At 44.8% G+C, this 6,000-nt stretch carries 7 protein-coding genes; 4 read left to right on the top strand and 3 right to left on the bottom strand.

The genetic code is table 11. From position 1 onward, the window contains the following. Positions 1–583 precede the first annotated feature (583 nt). Together VK097_RS10465 and VK097_RS10460 are read left to right on the top strand one after the other, a co-directional pair. On the top strand, positions 584–871 hold the full coding sequence (locus VK097_RS10465) for a YwdI family protein (protein WP_324211756.1): 288 nt from the start codon (positions 584–586) through the stop codon (positions 869–871). A 27-nt stretch (positions 872–898) separates the two neighbouring features. Continuing rightward, on the top strand, positions 899–1,261 hold the full coding sequence (locus VK097_RS10460; RefSeq protein WP_324211755.1) for a DUF423 domain-containing protein: 363 nt from the start codon (positions 899–901) through the stop codon (positions 1,259–1,261). A 128-nt stretch (positions 1,262–1,389) separates the two neighbouring features. Here the strand turns inward: VK097_RS10460 and VK097_RS10455 are convergent, their stop codons facing one another. The 3 genes from VK097_RS10455 to hemQ form a co-directional block, all read right to left on the bottom strand. Further along, the gene (locus VK097_RS10455) at positions 1,390–1,641 is read right to left on the bottom strand and encodes a hypothetical protein (RefSeq protein WP_324211754.1); all 252 of its coding nucleotides are present in this window, start codon (positions 1,639–1,641) and stop codon (positions 1,390–1,392) included. 103 nt (positions 1,642–1,744) lie between these two features. Beyond that, on the bottom strand, positions 1,745–2,212 hold the full coding sequence (gene gerQ / locus VK097_RS10450; RefSeq protein ID WP_324211753.1) for a spore coat protein GerQ: 468 nt from the start codon (positions 2,210–2,212) through the stop codon (positions 1,745–1,747). A gap of 302 nt (positions 2,213–2,514) precedes the next feature. Then, the gene (gene hemQ, locus VK097_RS10445; RefSeq protein WP_324211752.1) at positions 2,515–3,255 is read right to left on the bottom strand and encodes a hydrogen peroxide-dependent heme synthase; all 741 of its coding nucleotides are present in this window, start codon (positions 3,253–3,255) and stop codon (positions 2,515–2,517) included. Positions 3,256–3,529: 274 nt separating this feature from the next. Here hemQ and pta point away from each other — a divergent pair, with 274 nt between their 5' ends. Both pta and VK097_RS10435 read left to right on the top strand, forming a co-directional pair. Beyond that, complete coding sequence (pta, locus tag VK097_RS10440) at positions 3,530–4,498, top strand: phosphate acetyltransferase (protein WP_324211751.1); 969 nt, start codon at positions 3,530–3,532, stop codon at positions 4,496–4,498. A gap of 226 nt (positions 4,499–4,724) precedes the next feature. After that, the gene (locus VK097_RS10435; RefSeq protein ID WP_324211750.1) at positions 4,725–5,987 is read left to right on the top strand and encodes an Nramp family divalent metal transporter; all 1,263 of its coding nucleotides are present in this window, start codon (positions 4,725–4,727) and stop codon (positions 5,985–5,987) included. The last annotated feature ends 13 nt before the right edge of the window (positions 5,988–6,000 follow it).

The raw sequence follows: 6,000 nt of genomic DNA, 5'->3' as shown, positions 1-6,000 counted from the left end.
GGCTTTTTGTATGGTCAAAAATGAGTCCGTGTTATACTAGGCGATGTAAGTTATAAAAATAATCCGCGGGCCAAGTTTTTACCATAGGCTGTTTTCTAATAGAGTGTTGTTTTTGACACAAAATCCATAAATTGTGACGTAACTTAAGGTATAAGTTGGTGCGTCTGCTACCGCTCCGGAAATACACGCCGCTTTCCGCGGGCGGCTGGTGAGCCTCCTCGGGCTGACGCCCTGCGGGGTCTCACCTATGCCTTTGCTCCCGCAGGAGTCGTCGTGTATTTCCTGCGCTCAAAATGACGACTTCCTTTAGTTTGATTAGAGATTTGTTTTAGAACACCCCATCCAGCAGCTGGAATATGCGAGACTCCTGTGGGACAGCGAGCCTAAGAGACCCCGCAGCGAGCGGTCTTTGCGAGCGAGGAGGTTCGTGGTGAGCCCACGGAAAGCGAGTTTATTCCAGCTGCGGTTAGAGCTTATCGCTAACTTCTGGTTTGTGTCGCAGTTTATATCAATTGCGATTTACGAAAACAACTTTACCACAAGAGGGCCTGGACGCTAATAATGACAAAAAGGAGAGGTCATGATGGCAGTCGCGACAGATACGATTCTCAGAAAAATGCAGCGGGAACTGACGGAAGCACAGAAGCTGTCCGTTGATGAAACTGCAATGAAAAAACACGTTGTCAAGATTCAGCTTCTTTGCGAATTATTGACCGATGAACAGTCTGCCCCGGGTTCCGAACACCAGATGACAGACCGGGAGCTGAAAGCAATGATGGGAGATGAAGCAGCTAAACAGCAGCAGCCGGAGCCGGTACACGGTTCGATTGATCATGACGATGCTAACGGAAAATCTCTATTTGATTTTTAAGAGCTGAATGATAAGAGGTGGATATATATGAAATTATTTCTTGTTCTAGGAGCTATTAATGGCTTCCTGGCGGTGGCCCTGGGCGCATTCGGGGCACACGGGCTTGAAGGGAAGCTATCTGAAAAGGCACTCGGCACATGGGACAAAGCTGTCAATTACCAAATGTTTCACACAATGGCTTTGTTGGTTACCGGATTGCTTCTGGCTAAACTGCAAAGCGGTGGATTGATTTGGGCCGGCTGGATGTTCTTTATCGGTATTGTCCTGTTTTCCGGCAGCCTTTATGTGTATTCAGTCAGCGGCATCAAAACGTTTGCCATGATAACACCCTTTGGCGGGGTCGCCTTTTTAATAGGCTGGATATTGCTGGGATACGCCGTGGTAAAGTGAAACTTCATTCAGTGGGTGTATTTTCCCGCTGAATGTTAGTTGAACAGAATCGGACATTTATGGTCAGTTAACCGGTGTTATTAGTCGGGTTACTGACCATTATATGCGGGGAAAAATATTTGTGAGGATTATAGCGCAAGAAAGAGGATTGTAGCCAAAAGCATAAGCATCCCTGCTTTGGCAATCTGTTTGATGGCATCAGCAGGGCGGTTGGTATTAAGAAAAAGAAATCCTTCGCAAAATATGCTGAAGGCGAGCAGATACACACACAGCAGCATGATGATCACAAACCCTTGCACGATCGCAATCAGTCCAATGACGACTGCAAGTGCAAGTGTCAGCAATTCCACGCGTATGTATTTTTCATATTGATTGCGCATAACAATTGCCCCTTTGTGTGTAAGAAAATCCAAGCGCCCAATGACACCGGGCGCTTTTTTTATTGGTTTTGAAGCGGGAACATACTGGTTATTTTGCCGGGTATTACGACATCTGCCCGTCATTGCCGTACGGGTATTGATAGTTCAGTTCTTCATCAAACGTCACATAATCCAGGTAGATCATTAAGAGCAGGTACCTTTTGCCAGTTTGCGGGTCACGTAAAATAATGTGATCTCTACCGGCTGCTTCAACGATCCCCCGGAAAACTTTCGCATTCCATTCCTCATTGTTTTCAAATGTCATATAAACCGTGGCACGTTTTCCTTCGTTCAACCGCAGAATGTTTTCAATGTATGATTGTTCCATCGGCAGCATACCCTGGACATTTTGAGCTTGCTGCTGTTGCTGCTGCTGGTTTTGTTGGTTTTGTTGGTTTTGCGGCGGCATCACCTGTCTTGAATCATAAAAAGGGTAGTACGCCGGGGATGACTGCGGATAATAGTAGTAGGGATATGGCTGATACGGATAGTAGCTGGCGTACGGATAATTTGTGTTGTTGTTTTCACTCATGAAAAAACCTCCTATATAAAATTAATAAACTTTCGGACATTCGGATGAATCGATGCGTGGCTGAAAAATGCCAAATGAGAATAACTCATTTCTGTCATGTTCATGCTGTTTTGGTCTACTGGGTATATATATGAAACAAAAACGAAATTGATGACAGGTGCGGAGAAGAAGTGCTGAATAATTTTCGGCAATATCAGCTGCCGATGTTGGGGGCAAGGCAGATGGAGGGAATTTGTTGTTTTCAATAAAAAAAGAACCGGTTATATACCGATTCTTTTCAAGAACTGACATGTGCTGTCTGTTTATACTTGCAGGTAAGTATCAATGTCTTCTTTCGGCAGATGATTGCCGACGAAAAACTCGCCAAATTCGCCATATAGGGCGCTCACTTCGTCAAAACGCATTTCGTAAACAATCTTTTTGAGCTGTACCACGTCGTGGGCAAACAGGGTGACACCCCATTCCCAGTCGTCGAAACCAAATGATCCGGTAATGAGCTGCTTTACGTCGCCGGCATATTTACGGCCGGTTTTCGAATGTTCATAGAGCAGTCTCGCTCTTTCTTTGAAGTCAAGCGAGTACCAGTTCTCTTCACCTTGCCGGCGTTTGTCCATCGGGTAAAACGAAACATGCTCCCACTTCGGCAAAATCGGATAGAGCCGTTCGCGTGTCTTTGGATCCTCCGCTGAGCTGTTGCCGCTGTACTGTGAAAGCTCCACAACTGATACGTAAGAAGATGCAGGACGCAAAAACTCGGCAAATTTGGATTTATTGAATTCTGTTTCAATATCGGTCAACTCGTTCATTGTCGGGCGCAAAAACATAAACATCAAATCAGCTTTCTGGCCGACAATTTTATACAGCGCATGACTGCCGTTTTCTGCTTCTTCCACTGCTTCCCATTTCGTCAGCAGGTTTTTGAATTCATCGATTGCTTCCAGCCGTTCTTCATTCGACACTGCTTTCCAGGAAGTCCAATCAATGATGCGCATATCGTGCAGGCAATACCAGCCGTCCAAGGTCTTTACTGCTTCAGCTGCCATAACAAAATCTCTCCTTTATTTAAGTATGATAGATCAGCATTGAATAATGTTGAATATTGAAATCAGCCGGCCGCCGATTTCTGTCACTCGGAACCCGGACCTTCATATGCTCCGGTTAGTGTTGTCACACATTTTAACTATATCACATTTAGGGTATGATAAGCATGGATTCGGATGTTTGTCATGTTTATGTCAATTAAAGAATAACACCTGGAAGTTATTTGTTTTCAGAGTAGAACGATTCACGTATCATAGAAAGCAGGAGGTGCTTGCGATGAGTAATCTTTTTGAACAAATAAAAGAACAACTGGCCAATGCCGATAAAAAAATTGTTTTTCCGGAGGGGCGCGATGAACGGATTTTGACAGCTGCCAGCCAGCTGGGCGCCGCCGGAATCGTGACGCCGATATTACTTGGTGACAAACAGGAGATAATGCAAAAGGCTGAATCCGCCGGTGTTGATGTGTCAGCATGCCGGCTGATCGATCCACATGACTTTCCGGAGTTTGATGAAATGATCGATATGTTTGTCAAGCGCCGGAAAGGAAAGGTTACGGCTGGTGAAGCGAGACAAATACTGCTGGATGAAAATTACTTTGGGACAATGCTTGTTTACATGGACAAGGCGGACGGGCTTGTCAGCGGTGCGGCACATTCTACTTCCGACACGGTGCGTCCAGCACTGCAAATCATTAAAACGAAGGATGGCATTAAGAAAACGTCGGGTGTCTTTATCATGGTCCGCAACGATGAAAAATATGTATTTGCCGATTGTGCCATCAACATGAGCCCTGACAGCCAGGATTTGGCTGAAATTGCTGTTGAAAGCGCCAATACGGCTAAATTGTTCGACGTTGATCCGCGCATTGCGATGCTCAGTTTTTCCACGAAAGGGTCCGCCCAATCGGAAGAGACCGAGAAAATGGTTAATGCTTTAGAGCTGGCGAAGGAGAAAAATCCATCACTCGTCATCGACGGCGAGTTCCAGTTTGATGCGGCGTTTGTCCCTAGTGTCGCAGCCAAAAAGGCACCGAACGCCGTCATCAAGGGTGATGCCAATGTCTTTATTTTTCCAAGCCTTGAAGCTGGAAACATTGGTTACAAGATCGCCCAGCGGTTAGGCGAATTCGAAGCAGTCGGCCCGATTTTACAGGGGCTGAATAAACCGGTCAATGACCTGTCACGCGGGTGCAGTGCTGAGGATGTCTATAACCTCGCGCTGATTACGGCAGCACAGGCATAATAGATTTTAGAAAAAGCGTACAGCATGGGCTGTGCGCTTTTTTGCGATTGGATGGGACGCGCTGATTAATCGGGCTGTTTATGATGTCAGAGCGGTCTTCATGTCAAGATATAATAAAAACCTTTTAAGTCCTTTTTAAATTAAATGAATTTTGAATTGTTTGAGTAGAGTTAATCATGTAAAATGGAGCCATTATACATTTTTACGACTTGAAAGGGGCGCGGCAATGGAGCCAAGTCAATCAATAAACACTCAAGTAGAAAAGCCAAAGAAATGGAAGATATCATATGTCGGTCCCGGTCTTGTTGTAGCTGTGGCCGGTGTCGGCGCAGGGGATTTAGTGGCAGCCCTTGTTGCAGGGGCTGACTTTGGACTGCTGTTAATTTGGGCTGTTATTTTAGGTGCATTTTTAAAATATATACTAAATGAAGGGGTTGGGCGCTGGTATTTGGCAACTGGACAAACAATCTTACAAGGATGGCGGTCCCTCGGCAGATGGGTTTCAGGCTATTATGTGGTCTATGTTGTCTTATTCGGGCTTATTTATGGCGCTGCCGTGACATCCGCATGTGCCCTATTTATATCGGCACTGTTTCCGGCTCTGCCTGTCTGGGGATGGGCAATCATTCATGCATTGATCGGACTTGCTGTCGGATGGTTTGGAGGATATCAAAAATTTGAACGTATTATGCAATTTTTTGTTATTGTTATGTTTATTACTGTCGTAGGCTCAGCGCTATTTGTCCTGCCCAGTATTGGAGAATTAGCAAACGGGCTGGTACCTCGGATGCCGGATGGGTCATTTTTACAAACTCTGGGACTAATCAGTGGTGTCGGTGGTGCTGCTTCCATTCCTTATTACTGCTATTGGATACGCGAAAAAAATTGGCAGGGCGGTCCATGGATGTCAATAATGCGTCTTGATTCCGCCGTAGCTTATATTATTACTGGCATTTTTTGCTTTGCACTTATGATTGTAGCTTATCAGTTTTTATATGGAGCGGGTATATCGATTTCGGGGAATGAAGGTCTTGTCACAATGGCTGAAATTTATGGTGAAAGATTCGGGTCTGTCGCCACCTGGCTGCTTCTGATCGGCTTCTGGGCAGCAGCGTTCACATCATTACTGTCGGCTTGGAACGGACTTCCATATATTTTTACGGATTTTGTTCAACTGTTAAAGAGCAAAGATAAAAAATCAAATCGCGATATTTCTGAAAAAGATCCTGCTTATCGCGCATATTTGCTTTGGTTAACATTTCCATCCATGTTGTTTTTATTTATGGATGATCCGGTGTTGCTTGTATTAATCGGACTGGCATTCAGCGCAACCATTCTTCCTTTTTTAGCCATCACGCTGATGCTGTTATTAAATTCTAAAAATGTGGAAATACAATACCGGAATGGTGTGGCTAATAATCTGATTTTAGGCGCCATTATTGTTATCTTTGTGGTACTGGCAGCTATCGAATTATACAATTCTTTCTAAGTATTAAATAGAC

The sequence above is a fragment of the Lentibacillus sp. genome, assembly GCF_035301675.1.
Classification (GTDB): Bacteria; Bacillota; Bacilli; order Bacillales; family Amphibacillaceae; genus Lentibacillus.
Note: the sequence above shows the minus strand (reverse complement) of the source record. Positions and strands in the feature narration are given on the sequence as shown.

Excerpts from the sequence above, each read along its gene's own strand:
- VK097_RS10455 (WP_324211754.1), bottom strand. The coding sequence starts at position 1,641 with ATGCGCAATCAATATGAAAAATACATACGCGTGGAATTGCTGACACTT.
- hemQ (WP_324211752.1), bottom strand. The coding sequence starts at position 3,255 with ATGGCAGCTGAAGCAGTAAAGACCTTGGACGGCTGGTATTGCCTGCAC.
- pta (WP_324211751.1), top strand. The coding sequence starts at position 3,530 with ATGAGTAATCTTTTTGAACAAATAAAAGAACAACTGGCCAATGCCGAT.
- VK097_RS10460 (WP_324211755.1), top strand. The coding sequence starts at position 899 with ATGAAATTATTTCTTGTTCTAGGAGCTATTAATGGCTTCCTGGCGGTG.
- VK097_RS10435 (WP_324211750.1), top strand. The coding sequence starts at position 4,725 with ATGGAGCCAAGTCAATCAATAAACACTCAAGTAGAAAAGCCAAAGAAA.
- gerQ (WP_324211753.1), bottom strand. The coding sequence starts at position 2,212 with ATGAGTGAAAACAACAACACAAATTATCCGTACGCCAGCTACTATCCG.
- VK097_RS10465 (WP_324211756.1), top strand. The coding sequence starts at position 584 with ATGGCAGTCGCGACAGATACGATTCTCAGAAAAATGCAGCGGGAACTG.